The 24,948-nt window shown below is 65.4% G+C and carries 25 protein-coding genes; all 25 read left to right on the forward strand.

Going from position 1 to position 24,948, the window contains the following annotated elements; all coding sequences use genetic code 11:
- Positions 1-3: 3 nt before the first annotated feature.
- Entirely contained in the window at positions 4-2,064 is a 2,061-nt protein-coding gene (nuoL, locus tag BSG08_RS01475; protein WP_093030918.1) for an NADH-quinone oxidoreductase subunit L, read from the forward strand.
- Positions 2,064-3,611: an NADH-quinone oxidoreductase subunit M gene (locus tag BSG08_RS01480; protein WP_093030921.1), complete on the forward strand. Its 1,548-nt coding sequence runs from the start codon at positions 2,064-2,066 to the stop codon at positions 3,609-3,611. The genes nuoL and BSG08_RS01480 overlap by 1 nt, the downstream gene beginning before the upstream one ends.
- Positions 3,612-3,628: 17 nt before the next feature.
- Complete coding sequence (gene nuoN / locus BSG08_RS01485; RefSeq protein WP_093030924.1) at positions 3,629-5,068, forward strand: NADH-quinone oxidoreductase subunit NuoN; 1,440 nt, start codon at positions 3,629-3,631, stop codon at positions 5,066-5,068.
- Between the two features lie 61 nt (positions 5,069-5,129).
- The gene (locus BSG08_RS01490) at positions 5,130-5,894 is read left to right on the forward strand and encodes a biotin--[acetyl-CoA-carboxylase] ligase (RefSeq protein ID WP_093030927.1); all 765 of its coding nucleotides are present in this window, start codon (positions 5,130-5,132) and stop codon (positions 5,892-5,894) included.
- 15 nt (positions 5,895-5,909) lie between these two features.
- Positions 5,910-6,680, forward strand: coding sequence for a type III pantothenate kinase (locus BSG08_RS01495; protein WP_093030930.1), 771 nt, complete (start codon positions 5,910-5,912; stop codon positions 6,678-6,680).
- Positions 6,681-6,686: 6 nt separating this feature from the next.
- A complete protein-coding gene (locus tag BSG08_RS01500; protein ID WP_093030934.1) occupies positions 6,687-8,354 on the forward strand; it encodes a ribonuclease J in 1,668 nt (555 codons plus the stop codon).
- Between the two features lie 203 nt (positions 8,355-8,557).
- On the forward strand, positions 8,558-8,908 hold the full coding sequence (locus BSG08_RS01505) for a hypothetical protein (protein ID WP_093030937.1): 351 nt from the start codon (positions 8,558-8,560) through the stop codon (positions 8,906-8,908).
- Positions 8,820-10,178, forward strand: coding sequence for a DNA-packaging protein (locus BSG08_RS01510; protein ID WP_245770571.1), 1,359 nt, complete (start codon positions 8,820-8,822; stop codon positions 10,176-10,178). The genes BSG08_RS01505 and BSG08_RS01510 overlap by 89 nt, the downstream gene beginning before the upstream one ends.
- A 624-nt stretch (positions 10,179-10,802) precedes the next feature.
- The gene (locus BSG08_RS01515; protein ID WP_093030942.1) at positions 10,803-11,999 is read left to right on the forward strand and encodes a phage portal protein; all 1,197 of its coding nucleotides are present in this window, start codon (positions 10,803-10,805) and stop codon (positions 11,997-11,999) included.
- Positions 11,992-12,234 carry a GTA head formation protein, RCAP_rcc01685 family gene (locus tag BSG08_RS01520; RefSeq protein WP_093030944.1) on the forward strand — a complete coding sequence of 81 codons (243 nt, stop codon included), beginning with the start codon at positions 11,992-11,994 and terminating at the stop codon, positions 12,232-12,234. Before BSG08_RS01515 ends, BSG08_RS01520 begins: the two co-directional genes overlap by 8 nt.
- Positions 12,235-12,280: 46 nt before the next feature.
- Positions 12,281-12,838, forward strand: a complete 558-nt coding sequence (locus BSG08_RS01525) for an HK97 family phage prohead protease (protein ID WP_093030947.1) — start codon at positions 12,281-12,283, stop codon at positions 12,836-12,838.
- Positions 12,839-12,869: 31 nt separating this feature from the next.
- Complete coding sequence (locus BSG08_RS01530) at positions 12,870-14,051, forward strand: phage major capsid protein (RefSeq protein ID WP_093030950.1); 1,182 nt, start codon at positions 12,870-12,872, stop codon at positions 14,049-14,051.
- 78 nt (positions 14,052-14,129) lie between these two features.
- Positions 14,130-14,729: a head-tail connector protein gene (locus tag BSG08_RS01535; RefSeq protein WP_093030953.1), complete on the forward strand. Its 600-nt coding sequence runs from the start codon at positions 14,130-14,132 to the stop codon at positions 14,727-14,729.
- Entirely contained in the window at positions 14,729-15,067 is a 339-nt protein-coding gene (locus BSG08_RS01540) for a head-tail adaptor protein (protein ID WP_093030956.1), read from the forward strand. Before BSG08_RS01535 ends, BSG08_RS01540 begins: the two co-directional genes overlap by 1 nt.
- Positions 15,064-15,477, forward strand: a complete 414-nt coding sequence (locus tag BSG08_RS01545; RefSeq protein WP_093030959.1) for a DUF3168 domain-containing protein — start codon at positions 15,064-15,066, stop codon at positions 15,475-15,477. The genes BSG08_RS01540 and BSG08_RS01545 overlap by 4 nt, the downstream gene beginning before the upstream one ends.
- A 24-nt stretch (positions 15,478-15,501) precedes the next feature.
- On the forward strand, positions 15,502-15,915 hold the full coding sequence (locus BSG08_RS01550) for a phage major tail protein, TP901-1 family (protein ID WP_093030961.1): 414 nt from the start codon (positions 15,502-15,504) through the stop codon (positions 15,913-15,915).
- 4 nt (positions 15,916-15,919) lie between these two features.
- On the forward strand, positions 15,920-16,243 hold the full coding sequence (locus tag BSG08_RS01555; RefSeq protein WP_093030964.1) for a gene transfer agent family protein: 324 nt from the start codon (positions 15,920-15,922) through the stop codon (positions 16,241-16,243).
- Positions 16,240-16,446, forward strand: a complete 207-nt coding sequence (locus tag BSG08_RS01560; protein WP_093030967.1) for a rcc01693 family protein — start codon at positions 16,240-16,242, stop codon at positions 16,444-16,446. The genes BSG08_RS01555 and BSG08_RS01560 overlap by 4 nt, the downstream gene beginning before the upstream one ends.
- Positions 16,439-17,086 carry a phage tail tape measure protein gene (locus BSG08_RS01565; RefSeq protein WP_093030969.1) on the forward strand — a complete coding sequence of 216 codons (648 nt, stop codon included), beginning with the start codon at positions 16,439-16,441 and terminating at the stop codon, positions 17,084-17,086. The genes BSG08_RS01560 and BSG08_RS01565 overlap by 8 nt, the downstream gene beginning before the upstream one ends.
- Positions 17,087-17,099: 13 nt before the next feature.
- Entirely contained in the window at positions 17,100-17,732 is a 633-nt protein-coding gene (locus tag BSG08_RS01570) for a DUF2460 domain-containing protein (protein WP_093030972.1), read from the forward strand.
- Positions 17,729-18,607: a DUF2163 domain-containing protein gene (locus tag BSG08_RS01575; RefSeq protein WP_093030975.1), complete on the forward strand. Its 879-nt coding sequence runs from the start codon at positions 17,729-17,731 to the stop codon at positions 18,605-18,607. Before BSG08_RS01570 ends, BSG08_RS01575 begins: the two co-directional genes overlap by 4 nt.
- Positions 18,604-19,047, forward strand: coding sequence for an NlpC/P60 family protein (locus BSG08_RS01580; RefSeq protein WP_093030978.1), 444 nt, complete (start codon positions 18,604-18,606; stop codon positions 19,045-19,047). The genes BSG08_RS01575 and BSG08_RS01580 overlap by 4 nt, the downstream gene beginning before the upstream one ends.
- A gap of 3 nt (positions 19,048-19,050) precedes the next feature.
- On the forward strand, positions 19,051-23,058 hold the full coding sequence (locus tag BSG08_RS01585) for a baseplate multidomain protein megatron (RefSeq protein WP_093030981.1): 4,008 nt from the start codon (positions 19,051-19,053) through the stop codon (positions 23,056-23,058).
- A 110-nt stretch (positions 23,059-23,168) separates the two neighbouring features.
- Complete coding sequence (locus BSG08_RS01590; protein ID WP_093030984.1) at positions 23,169-23,957, forward strand: exodeoxyribonuclease III; 789 nt, start codon at positions 23,169-23,171, stop codon at positions 23,955-23,957.
- A 52-nt stretch (positions 23,958-24,009) separates the two neighbouring features.
- Positions 24,010-24,927: a thioredoxin family protein gene (locus BSG08_RS01595; protein WP_093031941.1), complete on the forward strand. Its 918-nt coding sequence runs from the start codon at positions 24,010-24,012 to the stop codon at positions 24,925-24,927.
- Positions 24,928-24,948: the final 21 nt, after the last annotated feature.

Consider the following 24,948-nt stretch of genomic DNA (forward strand, 5'->3'; position numbering starts at 1 on the left):
GCCATGGAAACCATCCTCCTCTTCGCGCCTCTCGTCGGGGCGATCATCGCGGGGTTCGGCTGGCGCGTCATCGGCGACGCTGGCGCGCAGTGGCTGGCCACGGGGCTTTTGTTCCTGTCCTGCCTGCTGAGCTGGATCGTGTTTCTGGCGCATGACGGGATCACGCAGCAGGTGCATATCCTTGACTGGGTGCAGTCGGGCACGCTGGACACGGCTTGGGCGATCCGGATGGACCGACTGACGGCGATCATGCTGATCGTCATCACCACCGTGTCGGCGCTGGTGCATCTCTATTCCGTCGGCTACATGGCGCATGACGAGAATTTCCGCGAGAACGAGAGCTATCGACCGCGGTTTTTCGCGTATCTGTCGTTCTTTACCTTTGCCATGCTGATGCTGGTGACATCGGACAACCTGCTTCAGATGTTCTTTGGCTGGGAGGGTGTGGGCGTCGCGTCCTATCTGCTGATCGGGTTCTATTATCGCAAGCCAAGCGCCAATGCCGCGGCGATCAAGGCCTTCGTGGTGAACCGGGTCGGCGATTTCGGTTTCGCGCTGGCCATCATGGCGCTCTATTTCCTGGTCGACAGCATCAGACTGGATGACATTTTCGCCGCCGCGCCGCAACTGGCGGAAACGCAGGTGACGTTCCTGTGGACCGAGTGGAACGCGGCCAATCTGATCGCGTTCCTGCTGTTCGTGGGCGCGATGGGCAAGTCGGCGCAGCTGTTCCTGCACACATGGCTTCCGGACGCGATGGAGGGCCCGACGCCGGTGTCGGCGCTGATCCATGCCGCGACCATGGTGACGGCGGGGGTGTTCCTGGTCTGCCGCATGTCGCCGCTGATGGAATATGCGCCCGAGGCGCTGAATTTCGTCGTCTTCATCGGAGCCTCGACGGCGTTCTTTGCCGCCACGGTGGGCCTTGTGCAGAATGACATCAAGCGGGTGATCGCCTATTCGACCTGTTCGCAGCTGGGATACATGTTCGTGGCCGCTGGCGTGGGCGTCTATTCGGTGGCGATGTTCCACCTTTTCACGCATGCGTTTTTCAAGGCGATGCTGTTTCTGGGCGCGGGTTCCGTGATTCACGGGATGCATCATGAGCAGGACATGCGCAATTATGGCGGGCTGCGCAAGAAGATGCCCTATACGTTCTGGGCGATGATGATCGGCACGCTGGCGATCACCGGCGTGGGCATTCCGCTGACCCATATCGGCTTTGCCGGGTTCCTCAGCAAGGATGCGGTGATCGAGAGCGCCTGGGCGGGAACGGCGGGCGGCTATGGCTTCTGGATGCTGGTGATCGCGGCGCTGTTCACCTCTTTCTACAGCTGGCGGCTGATGTTCATGACGTTCTATGGCGAGTCGCGCGGCGACAGGCATACGCATGAGCATGCACATGAAAGCCCGATGGTCATGCTGGTGCCGCTGGGCGCGCTGGCGCTTGGGGCGGTGTTCGCCGGGATGGTGTGGTTCAACAGCTTTTTTGGCAGCCATGATCAGGTAAACAGTTTCTTTGGCATCCCGGTGCATCATGTGGAGGCATCCGAAGGCCACGCCGACGAGGGCGAGGCAGCCGAGGAGCATGGCCCGGCCCATGCCGGGGCGCCGCAGGGGGCGATCTTCATGCACCCGGACAATCATGTGATGGATGAGGCGCACCATGCGCCGACATGGGTCAAGGTCAGCCCCTTTGTCGCCATGCTGATCGGTTTCGTGACGGCGTTCTGGTTCTATATCCTCGATCCGTCGATGCCCCGCAAAGTCGCCGAGACGAACCGTCCGCTCTACCTCTTTCTGCTCAACAAGTGGTATTTCGACGAGATCTTTGACTGGCTGCTTGTCCGGCCAGCCAAGGCGCTTGGCCAGATTCTGTGGAAGCGCGGCGACGGGGATGTGATCGACGGCTCGCTCAACGGGGTGGCGATGGGGCTCATTCCCCGTCTGACGCGGCTCGCAGGGCGGGCGCAGTCCGGCTACATCTTTACCTATGCCTTTGCCATGGTGATCGGGATCGCGATCCTGGTCACCTGGATGACGATCTTCGGGGGGGGCAACTGATGGACAACCTGCTTTCCATTGTGACCTTCATCCCGGCGGTCGCGGCGGCAATCCTTGCGATTTTCCTGCGCGGCGAGGATGAAGCAGCGCAGAAGAATGCGAAATGGGTGGCGATGATCGCCACGGTTCTGACCTTTGTGGTCTCACTCTTCATCCTGTTCGATTTCGATCCCTCCGACACCGGCTTTCAGTTCGTGGAGGAACGCGAATGGCTGCTGGGGCTGAAATACAAGATGGGGGTGGACGGGATCAGCGTGCTGTTCGTGCTGCTGACCACCTTCATCATGCCGCTGACCATTGCCGCGTCGTGGAATGTGACGCACCGCGTCAAGGAATACATGATCGCCTTCCTGCTGCTGGAAACGCTGATGCTGGGCGTGTTCATGGCCCTGGATCTGGTGCTGTTCTACCTTTTCTTCGAGGGCGGGCTGATCCCGATGTTCCTGATCATCGGCATCTGGGGCGGCAGGGAACGCATCTATGCGTCGTTCAAGTTCTTCCTCTACACGTTTCTCGGCTCGGTGCTGATGCTGGTGGCGATGGTGGCGATGTTCGCGGATGCGGGCACCACGGATATTGCGGCACTTTTGCGCCATGAATTCGAGAGCGAGAGTTTCACTGTTCTGGGTATCCACATCATCGGTGGCATGCAGACGCTGATGTTTATCGCGTTCTTTGCCAGTTTTGCGGTCAAGATGCCGATGTGGCCGGTGCATACATGGTTGCCGGATGCGCACGTTCAGGCCCCCACTGCGGGTTCTGTGGTGCTGGCAGCGATCCTGCTGAAGATGGGCGGCTACGGCTTCCTGCGGTTCAGCCTGCCGATGTTCCCGGTGGGGGCGGAGGTGCTGACGCCGCTGGTGCTGTGGATGAGCGCCATCGCCATCGTCTACACCTCGCTGGTGGCGCTGGCGCAGGAGGACATGAAAAAGCTCATCGCCTATTCGTCCGTGGCGCATATGGGCTATGTCACTATGGGGATCTTCGCGGCCAATCAACAGGGCGTCGACGGGGCGATTTTCCAGATGGTCAGCCACGGTTTCATCTCCGGCGCGCTGTTTCTTTGTGTCGGCGTGATTTATGACCGGATGCATACCCGCGAGATCGACGCCTATGGCGGTCTGGTCAACCGGATGCCGGCCTATGCGCTGATCTTCATGTTCTTCACCATGGCCAATGTGGGCCTGCCGGGCACCAGCGGATTTGTCGGGGAATTCCTGACGCTGGTGGGCGTGTTCCAGGTCAACACATGGGTGGCGGCGGTGGCCACGACGGGGGTGATTCTGAGTGCCGCCTATGCGCTCTGGCTGTATCGCCGGGTGGTGTTCGGCGATCTGATCAAGGAGAGCCTCAAGACCATCACCGACATGAACAAGCGTGAGCGCGCGATCTTTGCCCCGCTGGTGGTGATGACGCTGCTGCTGGGGGTCTATCCCCGGCTGGTCACCGATATCACCGGCCCCTCGGTCGAGGCGCTGATTTCCAACGTAGAGACGGCACAGGCCGTGGCGCAGGCCGCGACCCAGATTGCCGAAAGCTCGCATTGAACCGGAGGTCCTGAGACATGCAGGCTGATCTTTCCATAATCCTGCCGGAGATCGTGATCTCGGTCTATGCGATGGTGGCGCTTCTGGTGGTGGCCTACAGCGGCAAGGACCGCATGGCGGGCATGCTGGTCTGGCTCACCGCCGCGCTCCTTGCGATCATGGCGTTCTGGATCGGGGTGACCGGCTCTGGCGCGGGCGCGCGTGCAGGGTTTGGCGGCATGTTCAACGATGACGGATTCGCGCGCTTTGCCAAGGTGGCGATCCTGCTGTCGGCGGGCGCGGTGCTGGTGCTGGGTCAGGACTACATGGAACGGCGCGGCATATTGCGGTTCGAATATCCGCTGCTTATTGCGCTGGCGGTCGTGGGCATGATGGTGATGGTCAGCGCGGGCGACCTGATGGCGCTCTACATGGGACTCGAGTTGCAATCGCTGGCGCTGTACGTGGTTGCGTCACTGCGGCGGGACAGCGCGAAATCGACCGAGGCGGGGCTGAAATACTTTGTCCTTGGCGCGCTGAGTTCGGGCCTGCTGCTTTATGGCGCGTCGCTGACCTATGGCTATGCGGGCACGACGCTGTTTTCAGGCATCATCGCGGCGGCAGAGGGGCAGGCGCCGGTGGGTCTGCTGATCGGGCTGGTGTTCGTGATCTCGGGACTGGCCTTCAAGATTTCCGCCGTGCCGTTCCACATGTGGACGCCCGATGTCTATCAGGGCGCGCCGACGCCGATCACGGCGTTTTTCTCCACCGCGCCCAAGGTGGCGGCGATGGGTCTTTTCGCGCGGGTCGTGCATGATGCGTTCGGCGGCGTGGTGGGGGACTGGCAACAGGTGTTGGCGGTGCTGTCGCTCCTGTCGATGTTCCTGGGTGCGGTCGCGGCCATCGGGCAGACCGATATCAAGCGGCTGATGGCCTATTCCTCGATCGCGCATATGGGCTATGCGTTGATGGGGCTGGCGGCGGGCACGGTGTTTGGCGTGCAGGCGATGCTGATCTACATGGCGATCTACGTGACGATGAATGTGGGCACATTCGCCTTTATCCTGTCGATGGAGCGTGACGGACAGCCGGTGACGGATATCCACAGTCTCAACATGTATGCCAAGGCCGAGCCGGGCCGGGCGCTGGCCATGCTGATCCTCTTGTTCAGCCTGGCCGGCGTGCCGCCGCTGCTGGGGTTCTTCGGCAAGTTCTATGTGCTGCGCGCGGCCTATGAGGGCGGGCTGGCCTGGCTGGCGGTGGCGGGGGTGATCGCGTCCGTGATCGGGGCGTTCTACTATCTGCGGATCGTGTTCTACATGTATTTCGGCGAAGAGGGCGAGGGTCTGGAGACCGGGCGTTCGCCGGTGCAATGGGTGTTCCTGATGGGATCGGCCGCGATCATGCTGGTTGGCATCGTCAACATGTTCGGCGTCGAGGCCATGGCGCAGGCGGCGGCGGCGACGCTGGTCAACTGAGGCGGGCGGCGGCCCTGTCCGGGGAACCGGGTGCGCCTCCGGCGGGAGTATTTGCAGCAGGATGAATACGGGATCCGAGTTCGACTGGCCCGAGGGCTATGGGCGCCGCGTGCTGGCATCGGTGGACAGCACCAATGCCGAGGCGGCGCGGATCGCGCCGCATCTGGCGGGGCCGGAGTGGATCCTGGCGCTGGAACAGACGGCGGCGCGCGGGCGGCGCGGGCGGGGCTGGGTCAATCCGGCGGGCAATTTCGCCGCGACCCTGGTGATGCGCCCGGGGGAGAGCCCGGCCAAGGTGGCGTTGCGGTCGTTCGTCGCCTCTCTGGCGCTTCATGAGGCGCTGGTGGCCGTCACAGGGCGGACGGCGGGATTCGCGCTCAAATGGCCCAATGATGTGCTGTTGAATGGCGGCAAGCTGGCGGGGATATTGCTGGAGAGTGCCGGGACGGGCGGCAGTCTGAGCCATTTCGCGATCGGCATCGGGGTCAATCTGAAAGAGGCCCCGCGCGCCGATCAGGTGGAGGCGGGGGCGCTGCGGCCCGTGTCGCTCTTGTCCGAAACCGGCATCGCGCCGGAGCCCGAGGAGTTTCTGGATTTGCTCGCCCCGGCCTATGCACGGGCAGAGGCGCAGTTCGTGACCTATGGGTTCGAGCCGATCCGCCGCGCCTGGCTGGCGCGGGCGGCGCGTCTGGGCGAGGTGATCACGGCGCGCACCACGCGCGACAGCCATGAGGGCACGTTCGAGACGGTGGACGCGGACGGAAATCTTGTTCTAATGACCGCTGAGGGACGGCAGGCGATTGCCGCAGCCGAGGTTTTTTTCTGACGCGGAGGGTGGCGGATGCTGTTGGCGATTGATTGCGGCAACACCAATACGGTGTTTTCGATCTGGGATGGTCAAAGGTTTCTCTGCACCTTGCGGACCTCCACAGAGCATCAGCGCACGGCGGATCAGTATTTTGTCTGGTTCTCGACGCTGCTCAACCATTTCGGCATCAAGGCTGACATCGACGGCGTGATCATCAGTTCCACCGTGCCGCGGGTGGTGTTCAACCTGCGGGTCTTTTCGGATCGTTATTTCGGGTGCCGCCCGCTGGTGGTGGGCAAGCCCGAGTGCCGCCTGCCGGTGGATGTGCGGGTGGATGCGGGCACGCAGGTGGGACCGGACCGGCTGGTGAATACGGTGGCGGGATATGACCTCTATGGCGGGGATCTGATCATCGTGGATTTCGGCACCGCCACGACATTCGATGTCGTGGACACGGACGGGGCCTATATCGGCGGGGTGATCGCGCCGGGGGTGAACCTGTCATTGCAGGCGCTGCACGAGGCGGCTGCGGCGCTGCCGCATATCGACGTGACCAAACCCGAGCGCGTCATCGGCACGAATACGGTGGATTGCATGCAATCGGGCGTCTTCTGGGGTTATGTCGGGCTGATCAATGGGATATGTGAGCGGATAAAGGCCGAGCATGGCCGCACCATGAAGGTGATCGCAACAGGTGGGCTGGCACCGTTATTCCAGCAGGGCACGGACATGTTCGACATGTTCGAGGACAAACTGACAATGCACGGTCTGACCGTGATATTCGAGCATAACAAGGAGGGCTGACGCCCCATGAGCAGTGAACGTCTGATCTACCTGCCCCTCGGCGGGGCGGGTGAAATTGGTATGAATGCCTATGTCTACGGCTATGGCAAGCCCGGCAAGGAGCGGCTGATCCTGGTCGATCTGGGGGTGACGTTCCCGGATATGGAGGGCTCGCCCGGGGTCGATCTTATTCTGCCCGACATCACATGGCTGGCCGAGCGGCGCGACCGGCTGGAGGCAATATTTGTCACCCATGCCCATGAGGATCATGTGGGCGCTGTCGCGCATTACTACGGGCGTCTGGGGGCGCCGATCCATGCGCGGGCCTTTACCGCCAATATCGCGCGGCGCAAGATGGCGGAACTCGGTCACCCGGAAAAGGCGGTCAATATCGTCTCGCCCTGGCCCGAGGTCACGCAGGCGGGACCGTTTTCGGTGGGCTTCGTTCCCACATCGCATTCCATCCCCGAAAGCTCCGGCCTGGTGATCGACACGCCGGCGGGGCGGCTGGTGCATACCGGCGATTTCAAGATCGACACCGATCCCGTGGTGGGAGAGCCGTTCGATCCCGACCTATGGGCGAGTCTCGCCGAGGGTGGGATCAAGGCGCTGATCTGCGATTCCACCAATGTGTTCAGCCTGCATCCGGGGCGCTCGGAGAGCAGTGTGGGGGTGCCCATCACCGAGCTTGTGGCGAGGTCGAAGGGCATGTTCGTCTGCACCACATTCGCCAGCAACGTGGCGCGGGTGAAGACGCTGGCCGAGGCGGGCGTGCGCGCCGGGCGGTCGGTCTGTCTGATGGGGCGCGCCATGCAACGGATGATCGAGGCGGCGACCGAGACCGGGGTGCTCAGGGGTTTTCCCAGGACGATAAGCCCGGAGGAGGCCGGATCAATCCCGCGCGAGAATCTGATGCTGATCGTGACCGGCAGTCAGGGCGAACGGCGCGCGGCGAGCGCGCAGCTTGCCAATGGCAAGTATAACGGGATGACGATGAAGGACGGCGACACGTTTCTGTTTTCGTCCAAGACCATTCCCGGCAACGAGCGCGGCGTGATCCGGATCATGAACCAGTTCAGCGAGATGGGCGTGGATGTGATCGAAGGCGACGACCACTATCATGTCTCGGGTCATGCGAACCAGCCTGATCTGGTTGTGATGCACAAACTGTTGCAGCCGCAGATCCTGATCCCGATGCATGGCGAGCACCGGCATCTGCGCGAGCATGTCAAGCTGGCCAAGGCGAACCGGATTGCGGGGGTTCTGGCGGTGAACGGGATGATGGTCGATCTGAGCGGCAACAAGCCCAAGGTGGCCGAATATGTCGAGACGGGGCGCACCTATCTCGATGGCTCGGTGCAGGTGGGTGCGCTTGACGGGGTTGTGCGGGATCGGATCCGCATGGCGCTCAACGGGCATGTGATGGTCAATGTCATCCTTGACGAGGAGGACGATCCGCTTGGCGATCCCTGGGTCGAGACCATGGGGCTGGCCGAGACCGGGCGCAGCCGTGCGCCGCTTGTGGATGTGCTGGAAGAGGATCTGGCGCAGTTCATGGGGCGGGCCGGTGACAAGACGCTGGCGGATGACGACAAGCTGGAGGAGGGACTGCGCCGGGTCGTGCGGCAGAGCGCGCAGACCGAGATCGGCAAGCGGCCCGAGGTGACCGTGGTGATCAGTCGCCTGACGGCATGATCCTCAAGAAATGGTAAATATATCGGGCGCTTAGCGGGCGTGCGCCGGGCAATTCCATTGACTCTGCGCGCGGTTTCGCGTATAGGTTGTGATGTGCTGGACGAGATGGGCAAGCGGCCCCGGGGATGACCCCGGAGGCCGCTTTTCCATGTCAGAGCGGCAAAGACCCGAGACCCAGGACAAACGCATGAGGCAGAGCACGTATGGTTTTGATCACCGCCGATGAGGGGCCTTCGGGTCTGACCACGTCGATCGACGCGCTGGAGCAGCAGCTCGCGGATATGCGCGAGGAGTTGCAGGAACTGTATCTGCGGATCAAGGCCGGGGAACTGGACGAGCTGAAGAATGCGGCCAAGGCCACGTCGGAAATCCGGCAATGGCTGAAGATCGCGATAGAAGCGGAGGCGCAACTTGAAAAACGCAGAAGAGAGGACCGTGGCATCGTCCACGGATTTGCCATCGACCTTGTCGGGGCAAGGACTCAGATCGGGGGCCGCCTGGATCGTCTCAGAAGGGCTGGATGTTCAGGGGCAGTTCCTCGATGTCCTGAGTGATGGCGATTTGCTGGCGCTGCCCTGGTTGTTCGAGTTCTGGGCGCTGGAGCATCAGTTGCCGCCCGAGGGCGACTGGCGGACATGGGTGATCCTGGGCGGGCGCGGCGCGGGCAAGACGCGCGCGGGTGCCGAATGGGTGCGCGCGCAGGTTGAAGGCGCGCGACCGCTGGATGCGGGGCGATGCCATCGGATCGCGCTGGTGGGCGAGACGATAGATCAGGTGCGCGAGGTGATGGTCTTTGGCGAGAGCGGGATCATGGCGTGCTCTCCGCCCGACCGCCGGCCTGAATGGCAGGCGACGCGCAAGCGGCTGATCTGGCCCAACGGAGCCACGGCGCAGGCGTTTTCGGCGCATGATCCCGAGGGGTTGCGGGGACCGCAGTTCGACGGGGCCTGGGTGGATGAACTGGCCAAGTGGAAGAAGGCACGCGAGACCTGGGACATGCTGCAATTCGGGTTGCGGCTGGGCGAGGATCCTCGGGTCTGCGTGACCACGACACCGCGCAATGTGGGGATGCTGAAAGAGCTTCTGGCGGCGGGCAGCACGGTGGTGACGAGCGCCCCCACCGAGGCCAACCGCGCCTATCTGGCCGAAGGGTTCCTGGAAGAGGTGCGCGCGCGGTATGCGGGCACGCGGCTGGGGCGGCAGGAGCTGGATGGCGTGCTGGTCGATGAGGCCGAGGGCGCGCTCTGGACACCCGCCATGCTGGAGCGGTGCCGGGCGGACGTGATCCCTGAGCTGGACCGGATCGTGGTGGCGGTCGATCCGCCGATGACCGGGCATGGCGGGTCGGACGAATGCGGGATCGTGGTGGCGGGGGCGGTGACGCGCGGGCCGGTGCAGGACTGGCGTGCGTGGGTCCTGGCCGATGCGAGCGTGAGCAGCGCAAGCCCGGCAGGCTGGGCCAAGGCCGCCATTCGCGCGATGGAGCGGTGGGGGGCGGAGCGGCTGGTGGCCGAGGTCAATCAGGGCGGCGACCTGGTGGAGCAGGTGATCCGGCAGGTCGATCCGCTGGTCCCGTTCCGGTCAGTCCATGCGAGCCGGGGCAAGGTGGCGCGGGCAGAACCGGTGGCGGCGCTCTACGAGCAGGGGCGGGTGCATCATGCGCGCGGTCTTGGCGCGCTGGAGGATCAGATGTGCGCCATGACCGCACGCGGGTTCGAGGGCAGGGGCAGCCCCGACCGGGTGGATGCGCTGGTCTGGGCGCTGACCGAATTGATCGTGGAGCCTGCGGCGAAATGGCGGCGCCCGCAGGTGCGCGCGGTGTGAGCGGGAGCCCCCTCAGACTGCCGGCAAAGGTGGCAGGCCCTGAAACCCGCCCCATTGTCACGTTGCGTTCAGAGAGCGGAACGCAGTCCTGACGGGAACGGATTTCGGATTTTCGGGCACCGCGTCGGAGAGCCAGGGCTTTTCAACTCTCTGGGAAGACATGTCAAATATGACATGTCATCGGGGCGGGTAACAAGGATCAGGGGTAAGGGATCCGAGCAGACGACACCAGACGGCTCGACGCGAAGAGGGCGCGGACGGCGGACTTCCGACGCGCCAGCCCCTCCCTGGAACAGCAGGGGTCTGGCGGCAACCTGACATGTCATGGCGGGTTGCCGACAATGGTAGCGGCACTGAAACTCGCCCCATCTTTGCGTCACGTTCGGAGAACGGAACGGAATCCTGGCGGTAAGAGTTCCCGGATTCTGGCAGACCGCCCCGGAGAGCAGGGGTTTTTCAACACTCTGAGGCGCGTTGAAACCCCGCCCCACACCGCTTCTGCCCGGTTCTGCCCGGCAGGGTCGGGCGCACGGTGTGGTTTACTTTCCTTAAACATTTGACGGTCTGATGCCCATCAAGCGGGCGAGAGGCCCGAACGGATGCGGGATCAAGGAGAGCGGGACGATGATACTGGATTTCTTCCGGCAGGGTGGCGCGGCGGAGGCGCGGGTGGCCCCCGAGCAGAAGGCTAGCGCCACGGGCCGGGTTGTGGCCTGGGGCACCGCCGGGCGTGTCGCCTGGAGCCCGCGTGACGCGGTGAGCCTGGCGCGCAACGGCTTTGCCGGCAATCCGGTGGGGTTTCGCTGTGTCAAGATGATCGCCGAGGCGGCGGCGGCGTTGCCGCTGGTATTGCAGGACTGCGCGCAGCGCTTCGCGGCGCATCCTGTGCTGGACCTGATCAAGTGTCCCAATCCGGCGCAGGGGCGGGCCGAACTCTTCGAGGCGCTTTACGGGCAGTTGCTGCTGACCGGCAATGCCTATGTCGAGGCGGTTGGTGCGGGGACGGGTGTGCCGGTGGAACTGCATGTGCTGCGCTCGGACCGGATGAGTGTGGTGCCGGGCGCGGATGGCTGGCCGGTGGCCTATGAATATGCCGTGGCCGGTCGCAGGCATCGGTTCGATGTGAGCGAGGGCACACCCTGCATCTGTCACGTCAGGAGCTTTCACCCGCAGGACGATCATTACGGGTTGTCGCCTCTGCAGGCGGCGGCGCAGGCGGTGGATGTGCATAATTCCGCCTCGCGCTGGTCCAAGGCCCTGCTCGACAATGCGGCGCGGCCCTCTGGCGCGATCGTCTACAAGGGGGCCGAGGGGCAGGGCAGCCTGAGCAGCGATCAGTATGACCGGCTGGTCGGCGAGATGGAGGCGCATCATCAGGGCGCGCGCAATGCGGGCCGTCCGATGCTGCTGGAAGGTGGGTTGGACTGGAAGCCGATGGGGTTCAGCCCGTCGGACATGGAATTCCAGAAAACCAAGGAAAGCGCCGCGCGCGAGATCGCGCTGGCATTTGGTGTGCCGCCGATGCTGCTGGGTATTCCCGGCGATGCGACATTCGCCAATTACCAGGAGGCGAACCGGGCGTTCTATCGGTTGACGGTGCTGCCGCTGGCGACGCGGGTGAGCGCCACGGTGGCGGCATGGCTGGCGCGGATGAGCGGCGAGGCGTTGGATCTGCACCCCGATCTGGATCAGGTGCCGGCGCTGGCGGCTGAGCGCGATGCGCAATGGGCGCGCGTGGCGCAGGCGGATTTCCTGACGGCGGCGGAAAAACGAGAGCTGCTGGGACTGCCCGCGTTGCCGGAGGGTGGGATGAATGGCTGAGCCGGGGCCGCCGCCGCGTTACGGGTTCGAGGCATTCGATTGCGCCCCGGCGCTGCGACTGGAGGCGCATGAGCGGGTCTCGGAGTTGCAATTGCGCGCGCTGACCGAGCGGCTGGAACGGATGGAGGCGGCGCTGGAGCGGCTGGAGCGGCGGCTGTGGCTGGCGGTTTACGGCGTGGCAGCGGCGATTCTGGTGCAGGCGTTTCAGCCGCTTCTGGCGGCGTTGCCGGGGTGAATCCCGGCCTACGGGCACGCCGCAGGATAGGGAAAGGACGAGGTGAATGGACATGGATACGGGACTTGAACGCAAGTTCGTGCGCCTGGACGGCGAGGCGTTGAGTGTGGGCGAGGGAGGCCGGATCGAGGGCTATGCAAGCCTCTTTGGCGCGCCCGATCAGGGCGGCGATATCGTCGAGCGGGGGGCCTATTCGGCCTCGCTGGCGCGGCTGGCGGCGGAGGGTCGCAAGGTCAAGATGCTGTGGCAGCATGATCCGGCGCAGCCGATCGGCATCTGGGACGAGGTGCGCGAGGATGCGCGCGGTCTGTGGGTCAAGGGGCGATTGCTGGACAGTGTGGAGCGGGCGCGCGAGGCGGCGGCGCTGATCGCGGCGGGGGCGATTGATGGCCTCAGCATCGGCTATCGCACCTTGCGCGCGGTGAAGAACGACAAGGGCCAGCGGCTCTTGAGGGAACTGGAGCTCTGGGAGGTGTCGCTGGTGACATTCCCGATGCTGCCCAGTGCGCGGGTGACGGCCAAGGGTGAGACCCCGGGCGCCGGAACGCTGCGTGAATTGGCGGCGGTCTTTGACGCGGCCCGCCGGGAAATGGCGCGGATCTAGCGCCGGGCGACGACCCAAACTGAAGGATGGAATGATGACAACCCAAGCAAAGGCTCGGGCCGGGGAAGATCTGTCTCCGGTGGCCGAGATGAAATCCGCTGTGGCGGGTTTCATGAGCGAATTCAGTGTCTTTCGTGCCGAAGTTTACAACCGACTGCAACAGCAAGAAGAGAAGATGACCATGTTTGAACGCAAATCCATCGCCCTGTCGCGCCCGCATCTGGCAGCGGGGGCCGACACCCATGCCCCGCATCGCAAGGCGTTTGACGCCTACCTGCGCGGCGGCGACGATGATGCGCTGCGCGGACTGGAACTGGAGGGCAAGGCGCTCAATACCGCGATTGCCGGTGAGGGTGGATATCTGGTCGATCCGCAGACCGCCGAGACGATCCGGTCGGTGCTGACCTCGACCGCCTCGATCCGGGCGGTGGCCAATGTGGTCGCGGTCGAGGCCAGCAGTTTCGACGTGCTGGTGGATCACACGGATGTGGGGCATGGCTGGGCCACGGAAACCGGATCGGTGGCCGAGACCGACACGCCGGCGATCGACCGGATCAACATTCCGCTGCATGAGCTGAGCGCGCTGCCCAAGGCATCGCAGCGCCTGCTGGACGACAGCGCCTTTGACGTCGAGGGCTGGCTGGCTGGGCGGATCGCCGACAAGTTCGCGCGCGCCGAGGCGGCGGCCTTTGTCGGGGGCGACGGGCTGGACAAGCCGCGCGGGTTCCTGGCGCATCCGAGTGTCGATAACGATGTCTGGACCTGGGGCAATCTGGGCTATGTGCCGACCGGGGCTGAAGGCGCGATTGACGGGCCAGATCCGATTGTCGATCTGGTCTATGCCTTGGGCGCGCAGTATCGCGCCAATGCGACATTCGTGATGAATTCGAAGACCGCAGGGACGATCCGCAAGATGAAGGATGCCGATGGCCGGTTCCTGTGGTCGGACGGTCTGGCCGCGGGAGAGCCTGCGCGGCTGATGGGGTACCGCGTGCTGATCGCCGAGGACATGCCAGACATCGCCACGGGGGCCAATGCCATTGCGTTCGGGGATTTCCGCGCGGGCTATACGGTGGCCGAGCGTCCTGATCTGCGGGTGCTGCGCGATCCCTACAGCGCCAAGCCGCATGTGCTGTTTTACGCCACCAAGCGGGTGGGTGGCGATGTCTCTGATTTCAAGGCGATCAAGCTGTTGAAATTCGCCGTCTCCTGACGTGCGCGGATGGGGCGCGGGGCGGGCACGCCGCGCGCCTGAAGCACCGGAAGGGTCCGGGATATATGGAGTAGGTCCATGATGTTGATGGAAGAAACCGCAGTGCCCCTGATCGCGCTGCCGCTGGCGGAATTCAGGACGCATCTGCGGCTGGGCACCGGGTTTGCGGATGACGATATCCAGGATCAGGTTCTGGAGAGTTTCCTGCGCGCCGCCTTGGCCGGCATTGAGGGGCGCACCGGCAAAGTCTTGATGGAGCGAGATTTTTCCTGGGTGTTGCAGGCGTGGCGGGATGCCGGGGGTCAGGCCCTGCCGGTGGCACCGGTGAGCGCGGTTCTCAGTCTCTCCTTGCGCAACCGGGCCGATGAGGTCGAGGTGATCGACCCCGCGCACTACCGGCTGGAGCGCGATGCGCATCGGCCCGTGCTGCGCCCTGCGGGTACGTTCCTGCCTGCCATCGCGCCGGGTGGCGTGGCCGAGATCGTGTTTCGTGCGGGCTATGGCGCGGCTTGGGGTGATCTGCCGGCCGATCTGGCGCAGGCCGTGCTGATGCTGGCGGCGCATTATTATGAATATCGACACGAGACGGGGCTGAGCGGCGGCTGCATGCCGTTTGGCGTGGCCAGCCTGATCGAGCGCTATCGCACGGTGCGTCTGTTGGGCGGGAGCGCGCGGTGATGGCGCGGCCAAGGCTCAACCGGCCGCTGGTGCTGGAGGCGGCGCTGCGCCTGCCGGATGGTGCGGGTGGATTCACCCTTGTCTGGCAGGCGCGGGGCACGCTCTGGGCCGAGGTCAGCACACGCGCCGGGCGCGAGGCTGAGGGAGAGGGCGTGCGACTGGCGCGCGCGGGCTACCGGATTGCGGTGCGTGCGGCCCCGCAGGGCAGTTCCTCGCGCCCGCAGGCTGGGCAGCGGCTGCGCGATGGCGCGCGGCTCTTTCACATCGTGGCGGTGACCGAGGCGGATGCGGGCGGGCGATACCTGACCTGCTGGGCGGAAGAGGAGGTGGTGCAATGAGCTATGGTGTGGCGGCGGCGCTGCAGGAGGCGGTTTTCCAGCGGCTGAGCAATGATGCGGTTCTGACAGGGTTGGTGGGGGGCGCGATCTATGACGCGGTGCCGCCGGGCCCGCTGCCACCGCTCTATGTGACGCTTGGTTCCGAAGACGTGCGCGAGCGTGGCGACGGATCGGCGGGCGGGGCCTGGCACAGTTTCACGGTTTCTGTCGTGACGGAGGGCGCCGGGTTCCTTGGCGCCAAACAAGTCGCGGACGCGGTCAGCGACGCGCTGGCGGATGCGCGCCTGGTGCTGGGTCGCGGGCATCTCAGCGGCCTCACATTCCTGCGTGCGCGGGCGCGGCGCGAAACCGGCGGCACGCTGCGGCGGGTCGACCTCGTCTTTCGCGCCCGCGTGGATGACACAGTCTAACCCTTTGATATCGGAGATGGAAATATGACGGTACAGAACGGCAAGGATCTGCTGATCAAGATCGACCTCAACGGCAGCGGCAATTTTCAGACGGTGGCCGGGCTGCGCGCCACGCGCATCAGTCTCAACGCCGAGAGCGTTGATGTGACAAGCCTCGAGTCGGCGGGCGGCTGGCGCGAATTGCTGGCGGGCGCGGGGGTGAAATCCGCGAGCATCAGCGGATCGGGGATTTTCCGCGACGCGGCGAGCGATGAGCGGGCGCGGCAGATATTCTTTGACGGGGAAATGCCGGATTTTCAGGTTGTCATCCCGGATTTCGGCACCATCGAGGGACCGTTTCAGGTGACGGCCATTGAGTATGGGGGCACCCATGACGGCGAGGCGACCTATGAGCTGGCGCTCGCCTCTGCCGGGCAACTCACGTTTACGGTGCTGTGAGGCGATGGCCAATCCCTGGGCAGGCGAGGTGGCGCTGGTGATCGGCGGCGAGGGCCGCGTGATGCGGCTGACGCTGGGCGCGCTGGCGGAGTTGGAGGTGGGGCTGGGTGCCGGATCGCTGGTTGATCTGGTGACGCGGTTCGAGGGTGGGGCGTTTTCCACCCGCGACGTGCTGGCGCTGATCGTGGCGGGGCTGCGTGGTGGTGGTTGGCGGGGGGCGGAGGCGGATCTTTTGAGCGCCGAGATCGAGGGCGGGCCACTGGCGGCGGCGCGGGCGGCGGCGGAACTCCTGGCGCGGGCCTTTGCGCTGCCCGAGGTGGGGGCGTGAGCGGGCGATTTGATTGGCCTGCGCTGATGCGTGCGGGAATGCATGGGCTGGGTTTGCGCCCGGCGGAATTCTGGGCGCTGACGCCGGTGGAATTGCGGCTGATGCTGGGCGAACGGCAGGGCGTGCAGCCGATGGCGCGCGCGGGGCTGGAGGCGCTGTTGCGCACCTTTCCCGATGAGCAAGGAGCGATGAGCGATGGATGAGACGGAGTTGGAGGCGCAGATTGCCTCTCTTGACGATACGATGGGGCAGGCGACGGGTATGGCGGCGGCCTTTGGCGCGGAACTGGCGCGGGTGCGGGGCGGGTTTGCCGCTGCCGGGCAGGATGTGCAATCGCTGGAACGGGGCCTCAGCCGAGGCTTGCGCGGGGCGCTGCGTGGCGCGGTGGTGGAGGGCGACAGCCTGTCGGACAGTCTGCGCCGGTTGGCGACGATCATGGTCAACACCGCGTTCAACGATGCTACGCGCCCGGTGACAGATCAGTTGGGTGGGCTGATTTCACAGGGGATCGGCAGTCTTGTGGGCGGGCTGTTCCCCTTTGCGAGGGGGGCGAGTTTCGCGCAGGGCCGGGTGCAGCCCTTTGCCAGTGGCGGGGTGGTGAGCGGCCCGGTGACATTCCCGATGCGCGGCGGCACGGGCCTGATGGGTGAGGCGGGACCAGAGGCGATCATGCCCCTGTCGCGTGGCCCGGACGGGCGTTTGGGTGTGCGCGCGCAGGGCGGCGGCAACGTGAGCGTTGTGATGAATATCCAGACGCCCGATACCGAGGGGTTCCGCCGCTCGCAGGGGCAGATCGCGGCGCAACTGGGCCGCGTGATCGGACGCGGCGGGCGCAATCGCTGAAAGGGAGAGGGCAATGGGATTTCACGAGGTCAGATTTCCGGCGAGCCTGAGTTTCGGCTCGTTTGGCGGGCCGGAGCGGTTGACGGATATCGTCACGCTCGCCAACGGGTTCGAGGAGCGCAACACGCCATGGGCGCAGTCGCGCCGGCGCTATGATGCGGGAGTGGCGCTGCGGAGCCTGGACGATATCGAGGCGGTGATCGCATTCTTCGAGGCGCGGCGCGGGCAGCTTTACGGGTTTCGCTGGAAGGACTGGACCGATTTCAGATCGGGCCGGGCCAAGGCCGCGCCCGATTACCGCGATCAGGTGATCGGGGTGGGGGATGACGCGACCGTTTCGTTCCAACTGCTCAAGACCTACCGCTCGGGCGAGCAGGTGGCGGTGCGCCCCATCGCCAAGCCGGTCAAGGGCAGCGTTCGCATCGGCCTGTCGAACAACGAGTCGCAGGAGGGCGTGCATTACGAGGTGGACGCGACCACCGGCATCGTCACCTTTTCCGAGCCGCCCAACATGGGTGTGCAGATCACCGCAGGCTATGAATTCGACGTGCCGGTGCGGTTTGATACGGATCGCATACAGGCCAGCATGGCCAGTTTTCAGGCCGGTGAGGTGCCGAATGTTCCGGTGGTGGAGATCCGGATATGAGCGGGCTGGAGGCGCATCTGGAAACGGGTGTCACCACCACCTGTCGGTGCTGGGCGCTGACGCGGCGCGATGGTGTGGTGATGGGGTTTACCGATCACGACCGGGAACTGGTCTTTGATGGGATCGCGTTTCGCCCCGATACCGGGCTGAGCGCGCTGGCGCTGCAACAGACGACGGGCCTGTCGGTGGACAATACCGAGGCGCTGGGCGCGCTCAGCGATGCCGCGATCCGCGAGGCGGATATAGAGGCGGGGCGTTATGACGGCGCAGATCTGCGCGCCTGGCTGGTGAACTGGCAGGACGTGGCCGCGCGGCAGCTATTGTTTCGCGGCACGATTGGCGAGTTGCGCCGCGCCGGTGGCGCGTTCGAGGCAGAGTTGCGGGGCTTGACCGATGCGCTCAACGTGCCGATGGGGCGGGTCTATCAGAAGAGTTGCAGCGCTGTTCTGGGGGATCGGGATTGCACATTTGATCTGGAGACGCCGGGCTATGTGTCCGAGCGAGAGGTCGAGGAAATCGAGGGAAACCGGGTGTTTCGCTTTGCCGGGATGGGCGGGTTTGACGAAGGCTGGTTTCGGCACGGGGTGATCCGGGTGCAGAGCGGTGCGGCGGCGGGGCTGGTTGGTCTCATCAAGCGCGACCGGAGCGAGGGCGCGGGGCGGGTGATCGAGCTGTGGCATCCGCTGCGGGCCGAGGTTGCGTCCGGCGATGCGTTGCGAATCGAGGCGGGCTGCGACAAGCGGATGGTGACTTGTCAGATCAAGTTCGGCAATCTGCTGAATTTTCAGGGTTTTCCAGATATTCCCGGTGACGATTGGACGATCACCGATCCGACGAAATCACCGCGTCTCGATGGCCGGAGCCGTCGCCGATGAGTGCGCAGGGGGAACGGATCGTTGCCGCAGCACGCGGTTGGATCGGCACGCCCTATCGGCATCAGGCGGCGTGCCGGGGGGCGGGTTGCGACTGTCTGGGGCTTGTTCGCGGGCTCTGGCGCGAGCTGCGGGGTGCTGAGCCTGAGCGCCCGCCCGCCTATACGATGGACTGGTCCGAGCCTGCGCGGCAGGAGGCGCTGTGGCAGGCGGCCGCGCGGCATCTGGTGGGCAAACCTCTGAATGCGGAAGCCCCCGGCGATGTGATCCTCTTTCGCATGCGCGAGGGGTCGGTGGCCAAGCATCTGGGGGTGCTGGCCGCGACCGGCGCGCGGGCGAGTTTCATCCATGCCTATAGCGGGCATGGCGTGGTCGAATGCGCGCTGAGTGCGCCCTGGCGGCGGCGCATCGTGGCGCGGTTCGCATTTCCTGACGAGAGGTAAACCATGGCAACCATTCTGTTATCCACCGCAGGGGCGGCGATCGGCGGGGCGGTGGGCGGCACCGCGCTTGGCCTGTCGTCGGTGGCGATCGGGCGGTTCGCGGGCGCGGTCATCGGTCGGTCGATTGACCAGCGTTTGCTGGGGCAGGGATCCGAGGCGGTCGAGACCGGGCGGGTGAGCCGCCTGCGCCTGACCGGCGCGGGCGAGGGCGATGCGATCCCGCAGGTTTACGGGCGGATGCGCGTGGGCGGGCAGGTGATCTGGGCCACGGAGTTCCGCGAGAACGTGAGTGTGACACCGGGCAGCCGAGGCGGCGGCAAGGGCAGTCCGCGTCCCGCCACACCCGCGACGCGGGCGATCGGCTATTCGGTGAGTGTGGCGCTGGCGCTTTGCGAGGGCGAGATCAGCCGCGTGGCGCGGGTCTGGGCGGACGGGACAGAGGTGTCGCCTGCCAGTCTGAACATGCAGGTCTACAAGGGCACGCGCGATCAGTTGCCCGATCCAAGGATCGAGGCTGTGGAGGGGGCAGGCAATGTCCCCGCCTATCGCGGCATTGCCTATGTGGTGATCGAGGATCTGGATATCAGCCAGTTTGGTAACCGCGTGCCGCAGTTCAGTTTCGAGGTGTGCCGCCCGTCGCAGCCCGGTCAGCCGGGGGCCGATCTTGATCCGGTGCGCGCGGTGCGGGGGGTGGCGCTGTTGCCGGGGACCGGGGAATATGCGCTGGCCACCACGCCGGTCAGGATGAATTTCGGGTTTGGCTCTGGCCGCATTGCCAATATCAACAGCCCCTCGGAGCGGACCGATATGACCACCGCGCTGGAGGCGCTGGTCGAGGAATTACCCGCCTGTCGTGCCACCTCGCTGATCGTGAGCTGGTTTGGCGACGATCTGCGTTGCGGGGAATGCCGGATCAGGCCGCGGGTGGAGCAGCGGCAGTTCGAGGCGGCGAACATGCCGTGGCAGGTGTCCGGCCTCAGCCGCACGCAGGCGGGCGAGGTGCCGCGCGATGCGGATGGCCGCGAGGTCTATGGCGGCACGCCCGCCGATCAGGCGGTGATCGAGGCGATCCTGGCGCTGCAGCAGGCGGGGCAGGAGGTGCTCTATTACCCGTTCATCCTGATGGAACAGATGCCGGGCAATGGCCTGCCCGATCCCTGGAGCGATGCCGAGGATCAGCCGGTGTTGCCCTGGCGCGGGCGGATTGCCACGTCCAAGGTGCCGGGACAGCCCGGTAGTCCTGATGGCACGGTGGCGGCGGCTGCGGAGGTCGCGGCGTTTTTCGGCACTGCGCGCGCCGCCGATTTCAACGTGACGCCGTTGGAGGCGCAGCCGGTCACGCAACCCGGCACGGGCGCGCTCGATTTGCTGAGCTTTGGCGGGGCGGTGAAAGTCAGCCCGGTGGCCTATCACGGCCCCGATGAATGGTCCTATCGCCGCTTCATCCTGCATCAGGCGGCGCTCTGCGCGGCGGTGGGGGGCGTCGAGAGTTTCTGCATCGGGTCCGAAATGCGCAGCCTGACGCAGATCCGGGGGGCGGATAACAGTTTTCCTGCGGTGGCGCAGTTGATCGCGCTCGCGGCAGAGGTGCGCGAGTTGCTGGGGCCGCAGGTCAGGATCAGCTATGCCGCCGACTGGTCGGAATATTTCGGCTATCAGCCGGGGGATGGCGACAGGTTCTTTCACCTCGACCCGCTGTGGGCGGATGAGAACATAGATTTCATCGGCATCGACAATTACATGCCCCTGTCGGATTGGCGGGATGGCTATGAGCATCTCGACGCGCGGGACTGGCCGTCGGTCTACGATCTGGACTATCTGCAGGCCAATATCGAGGGCGGTGAAGGCTATGACTGGTTCTACCCCTCGGCGCAGGCACGCGCCGCGCAGCGCCGGGTGCCGATCACCGACGAGGCGCACGCAGAGCCGTGGATCTGGCGGTTCAAGGATCTGCGCGGATGGTGGCAGAACGCCCATTTTGAGCGGGTGGGAGGCGAACGCAGCCCGGTGCCGACCGCGTGGGTGCCGCAGTCGAAACCGATCCGTTTCACCGAATATGGCTGTGCCGCGGTGGACAAGGGGACCAACCAGCCAAATCGGTTTCTTGATCCGAAATCGTCTGAATCGAGCCTGCCGCACCATTCGAGCGGACAGCGCGACGAGTTGATCCAATTGCAATATCTGCGCGCCATGGCGGGCTATTGGGGCGATCCGGCGCGCAATCCGGTGTCGGAGATATTCGAGGGCCGGATGATCGACATGGATCATGCCTATGTCTGGGCCTGGGATACACGGCCCTATCCGCATTTTCCGGGCAACAGCGCGCTCTGGTCCGATGGCGCGAATTATGCGCGCGGGCACTGGATCACCGGGCGGGTGAGCGGGCGCAGGCTGGCCGATATGATAGGGGAAATCGCGGGGCGCGCTGGGGTGGCGGATCTGAATGCAAGCCGCGCAGCGGGGTTCGTGCGCGGCTATCTGGTGGATCAGGTAGCGGGGGCGCGTGCGGCACTGCAACCGCTGATGCTGGCGCATGGCGTGGATGCGGTCGAACGTGGTGGGGTGCTGTTATTTCGTCGCCGCGACGGGAAGGTGAATCACACGGTTGATCTGGAACGGGTCGTGCGCGATCCCGAACTGGGCGGGGTGATCGAGGAGACGCGCGGCAGCGATGCGGAACTGGCGGGCCGGGTGCGGCTGCGTTTTGTCGAGGCGGATGCGGATTACGAGGCGATCTCGGAAGAGGCGATCCTGCCCGACGAGGCCACCCATGCGGTCGCCATGTCGGAGATGCCGCTGGCATTGACGCGCGCCGAGGGGCGGCAGGTGGTCGAACGCTGGCTGTCCGAGGCGCGGGTGGCGGTCGATACGCTGCGCCTGACCCTGCCGCCCTCGCGGCTGGCCGCCGGAGCCGGTGATGTGATCGAACTGCCCGAGGCGGCGGGCGGCGGGCGGTTCCGCATCGACCGGGTGGAACAGATGGGCAATGCGCAGCGCGTCGATGCGGTGCGCATCGAACCCGAGAGCTATCGTCCGATCCTGATGGAGGACGATCCGGCGCGCCTGCGTCCCTTCGTGCCCTCGGGACCGGTGACACCGCTTTTCCTCGATCTGCCGCTGCTGACCGGGCAGGAGGTGCCACATGCCCCGCATGTCGCGGTGCTGGCCGATCCCTGGCCGGGAACGGCGGCGATCTATGCCTCGGATGAGGATGCGGATTACCGGCTCAATACGCTGATCGCCACGCGCAGCACGGTGGGCGAGACGCTGACACCGCTCTTGCCCGCCGGCGCGGGCCGGATCGACCGGGGCGATGGTCTTTTTGTGCGGATGCGCCACGGGACGCTGGAAAGTGTGAGCGACGCGGCACTGCTGAACGGGGCCAATCTATGTGCGATCGGGGACGGCACGCCGGATGCCTGGGAGCTCATTCAGTTCCGCGACGCCGAGCTGGTCGCGCCGGACACCTATATCCTGCGCCACCGTCTGCGCGGGCAACTGGGCACCGAGGCGGCGGGGGCCAAGGTCTGGCCCGAGGGTTCCATCCTTGTCCGGCTCGATGGCGTGCCGCAGCAGATTGATCTGAGCGACGCGCAGCGCGGGCAGGCGCGGCATTACCGGATCGGGCCGGGCGGGCGGGGGGTGGATGACCCGGCCTTTGGCCATGCGGTGCTGGCGTTTGACGGGCTGGGCTTGCGGCCCTATGCGCCGGTGCATCTGCGGCTGACAGAGACGGGTGGCGATCTGGGCGTCACCTGGATCCGGCGCACGCGGATCGGCGGCGACAGGTGGGACACGCCCGAGGTGCCGCTGGCCGAGGAAAGCGAGCGCTACCTGTTGCGCATCCTGCGGGGGGCACAGGTGCTGCGCGAGGTGGTGACCGATGCACCCGCATGGACCTATCCCGCCGCCCTGCGCGCGGCGGACGGGCCGGATGCGGGCAAGCGGATCGAGGTGGCGCAGATCTCGGCCGGTTTCGGGCCGGGTGTCTTTGCCGGGCGTGATCTCTGAGTGCTGAGCGGGGCGATGTGGCGATTTCAGCGCTCCGATGCCAGATCGCGGCTGGCATCGGGGCGCGCATCGCTTTAGGGTCCGGCGCGACAGCAGACCGGAGCAGCGCCATGCCTTTCACCATCGCCACCTGGAACATCAACTCTGTCCGCCTGCGGGCGGGGCTGGTGACAAGGCTGATGCAGGAGGAGGCGCCGGATATCCTGTGCCTTCAGGAATGCAAGAGCCCGGTCGACAAGATGCCGCTCGCGGAGTTCGCGGCGCTTGGTTATGCGCATGTCGTGGCGCGCGGGCAAAAGGGCTATAACGGGGTGGCGATCCTGTCGAAGCTGCCGATCGAGGATGCGGGCGACATGGATTTCGCGACCCTCGGCCATGCAAGGCATGTGGCGGGGCGTCTGGAAAACGGCGTGGTGATCCACAATTTCTACGTGCCCGCCGGAGGCGATGTGCCCGACCGCGCGGTGAACGAGAAATTCGGGCAGAAGCTGGATTACCTGGCCGGGATGCGCGACTGGTTCCGCGAAAGCCGTCCCTCGAAATCCATCCTTGTCGGCGATCTCAACATCGCCCCGCGCGAGGATGATGTCTGGAACCACAAGCAATTGCTGAAGATCGTCAGCCACACGCCCGTCGAGGTCGCGCATCTGGACGACGTGATGACGGCGGGCGGCTGGGCGGACGTGACCCGCGCGGATATTCCCGAGGGGCAGCTTTACAGCTGGTGGTCCTATCGGGCGAGCGACTGGGATTCCGCCGACAAGGGCCGCCGTCTGGATCACGTCTGGGCCAGCGACGATATCCGCGGCGCGGGCCATTCCAGCCGCATCCTGCGCGCCGCGCGCGGATGGGAACAACCCAGCGATCACGCCCCGGTTTTCGCGACATTTGATCTTTGAATCTGCCTGCTATCCCCTCATATAGGGGCAACTGACGAAGAGGATGCAGAACATGCTGGAACTGGGCAAAACCAAGGCCGCCCCGGCGGCGGGCGATCTGATCAAGGACGTGTCCGAGGCCACTTTCATGGCCGAGGTGGTGGATGCAAGTCAGACGGTGCCGGTGATCGTCGATTTCTGGGCGCCGTGGTGCGGCCCGTGCAAGACGCTTGGCCCGGCACTCGAGGCGGCAGTGACCCGCGCCAAGGGCGCGGTCAGGATGGCCAAGGTCAATGTCGATGAGAACCAGATGATCGCGGGTCAGATGCGGGTGCAGTCGATCCCGACGGTCTATGCCTTCTGGAAGGGACAGCCGATCGACGGGTTCCAGGGTGCGCTGCCGCCCTCTGAGGTCGAGGCGTTCGTCGCCCGTGTCGTGGCCGCCGGGGGGGGCGCGGCGGATGACGGGCTTGGCGAGGCGCTCGATGCCGCCGACGAGATGCTGGAGGCAGGCGCCGTGACCGACGCCACCCAGACCTATGCCGCGATCCTGCAGGAAGATCCCGTCAATGCCCGCGCCTATGCCGGGATGGTGCGCGCCGAACTGGCACTGGGCGATCTCGATCAGGCCGAGGCAATCCTGAACGGCGTTCCCGCCGAAATCAGCCATGCGGCAGAGATCGAGGCGGCGCATGCGCAGCTTGCGCTGGCGCGGCAGGCGCGGGATGCCGGGCCGGTGACGGAACTGCGCGCGGCGGTCGAGGCCGACCCCGAAAACCATCAGGCGCGGTTCGATCTGGCTCGGGCGCTCTATGCCAGCGGCCAGGGGCAGGAGGCGGTCGACGAGCTGCTCGAACTGTTCCGCCGCGACCGCGAGTGGAATGATGGCGCGGCAAAGACCCAGCTTTTCACCATCTTCGACGCGCTCAAGCCCAACGATCCGCTGCTGCTGAGCGGGCGGCGCAGGCTCAGTTCGATGATATTTGCCTGAGCCCCGCGGCGGGCTAGGTAA

Source organism: Roseovarius azorensis (assembly GCF_900109455.1).
Taxonomy (GTDB): Bacteria; Pseudomonadota; Alphaproteobacteria; order Rhodobacterales; family Rhodobacteraceae; genus Roseovarius; species Roseovarius azorensis.

Excerpts from the sequence above, each read along its gene's own strand:
- BSG08_RS01530 (WP_093030950.1), top strand. The coding sequence starts at position 12,870 with ATGATGACAACCCAAGCAAAGGCTCGGGCCGGGGAAGATCTGTCTCCG.
- nuoN (WP_093030924.1), top strand. The coding sequence starts at position 3,629 with ATGCAGGCTGATCTTTCCATAATCCTGCCGGAGATCGTGATCTCGGTC.
- BSG08_RS01540 (WP_093030956.1), top strand. The coding sequence starts at position 14,729 with ATGGCGCGGCCAAGGCTCAACCGGCCGCTGGTGCTGGAGGCGGCGCTG.
- BSG08_RS01545 (WP_093030959.1), top strand. The coding sequence starts at position 15,064 with ATGAGCTATGGTGTGGCGGCGGCGCTGCAGGAGGCGGTTTTCCAGCGG.
- BSG08_RS01580 (WP_093030978.1), top strand. The coding sequence starts at position 18,604 with ATGAGTGCGCAGGGGGAACGGATCGTTGCCGCAGCACGCGGTTGGATC.
- BSG08_RS01505 (WP_093030937.1), top strand. The coding sequence starts at position 8,558 with ATGGTTTTGATCACCGCCGATGAGGGGCCTTCGGGTCTGACCACGTCG.
- BSG08_RS01480 (WP_093030921.1), top strand. The coding sequence starts at position 2,064 with ATGGACAACCTGCTTTCCATTGTGACCTTCATCCCGGCGGTCGCGGCG.
- BSG08_RS01520 (WP_093030944.1), top strand. The coding sequence starts at position 11,992 with ATGGCTGAGCCGGGGCCGCCGCCGCGTTACGGGTTCGAGGCATTCGAT.
- BSG08_RS01565 (WP_093030969.1), top strand. The coding sequence starts at position 16,439 with ATGGATGAGACGGAGTTGGAGGCGCAGATTGCCTCTCTTGACGATACG.
- BSG08_RS01500 (WP_093030934.1), top strand. The coding sequence starts at position 6,687 with ATGAGCAGTGAACGTCTGATCTACCTGCCCCTCGGCGGGGCGGGTGAA.
- BSG08_RS01595 (WP_093031941.1), top strand. The coding sequence starts at position 24,010 with ATGCTGGAACTGGGCAAAACCAAGGCCGCCCCGGCGGCGGGCGATCTG.
- BSG08_RS01490 (WP_093030927.1), top strand. The coding sequence starts at position 5,130 with ATGAATACGGGATCCGAGTTCGACTGGCCCGAGGGCTATGGGCGCCGC.
- BSG08_RS01525 (WP_093030947.1), top strand. The coding sequence starts at position 12,281 with ATGGACATGGATACGGGACTTGAACGCAAGTTCGTGCGCCTGGACGGC.
- BSG08_RS01495 (WP_093030930.1), top strand. The coding sequence starts at position 5,910 with ATGCTGTTGGCGATTGATTGCGGCAACACCAATACGGTGTTTTCGATC.
- nuoL (WP_093030918.1), top strand. The coding sequence starts at position 4 with ATGGAAACCATCCTCCTCTTCGCGCCTCTCGTCGGGGCGATCATCGCG.
- BSG08_RS01555 (WP_093030964.1), top strand. The coding sequence starts at position 15,920 with ATGGCCAATCCCTGGGCAGGCGAGGTGGCGCTGGTGATCGGCGGCGAG.
- BSG08_RS01570 (WP_093030972.1), top strand. The coding sequence starts at position 17,100 with ATGGGATTTCACGAGGTCAGATTTCCGGCGAGCCTGAGTTTCGGCTCG.
- BSG08_RS01515 (WP_093030942.1), top strand. The coding sequence starts at position 10,803 with ATGATACTGGATTTCTTCCGGCAGGGTGGCGCGGCGGAGGCGCGGGTG.
- BSG08_RS01575 (WP_093030975.1), top strand. The coding sequence starts at position 17,729 with ATGAGCGGGCTGGAGGCGCATCTGGAAACGGGTGTCACCACCACCTGT.
- BSG08_RS01550 (WP_093030961.1), top strand. The coding sequence starts at position 15,502 with ATGACGGTACAGAACGGCAAGGATCTGCTGATCAAGATCGACCTCAAC.
- BSG08_RS01535 (WP_093030953.1), top strand. The coding sequence starts at position 14,130 with ATGATGTTGATGGAAGAAACCGCAGTGCCCCTGATCGCGCTGCCGCTG.
- BSG08_RS01590 (WP_093030984.1), top strand. The coding sequence starts at position 23,169 with ATGCCTTTCACCATCGCCACCTGGAACATCAACTCTGTCCGCCTGCGG.
- BSG08_RS01585 (WP_093030981.1), top strand. The coding sequence starts at position 19,051 with ATGGCAACCATTCTGTTATCCACCGCAGGGGCGGCGATCGGCGGGGCG.